This window comes from Campylobacter sp. 2018MI34 (assembly GCF_016598975.1).
Classification (GTDB): Bacteria; Campylobacterota; Campylobacteria; order Campylobacterales; family Campylobacteraceae; genus Campylobacter_D.
The window spans coordinates 1-454 of record NZ_JAENKS010000116.1 but is presented as its reverse complement, the minus strand read 5'-3'; the positions used below and the strand labels follow the sequence as shown (position 1 = coordinate 454).

Annotated in this window: 1 pseudogene; it reads right to left on the bottom strand. The window is 52.0% G+C overall.

The window, feature by feature from the left end:
- Positions 1-21: 21 nt before the first annotated feature.
- A pseudogene (locus JG676_RS07995) lies at positions 22-454 on the bottom strand (IS6-like element IS26 family transposase); the annotation flags it as partial.

The following is a 454-nucleotide window of genomic DNA, read 5'->3' as shown; positions in this document are numbered from 1 at the left end:
CTTTTGTCTTATTCAAAGGCCTTACATTTCAAAAACTCTGCTTACCAGGCGCATTTCGCCCAGGGGATCACCATAATAAAATGCTGAGGCCTGGCCTTTGCGTAGTGCACGCATCACCTCAATACCTTTGATGGTGGCGTAAGCCGTCTTCATGGATTTAAATCCCAGCGTGGCGCCGATTATCCGTTTCAGTTTGCCATGATCGCATTCAATCACGTTGTTCCGGTACTTAATCTGTCGGTGTTCAACGTCAGACGGGCACCGGCCTTCGCGTTTGAGCAGAGCAAGCGCGCGACCATAGGCGGGCGCTTTATCCGTGTTGATGAATCGCGGGATCTGCCACTTCTTCACGTTGTTGAGGATTTTACCCAGAAACCGGTATGCAGCTTTGCTGTTACGACGGGAGGAGAGATAAAAATCGACAGTGCGGCCCCGGCTGTCGACGGCCCGGTAC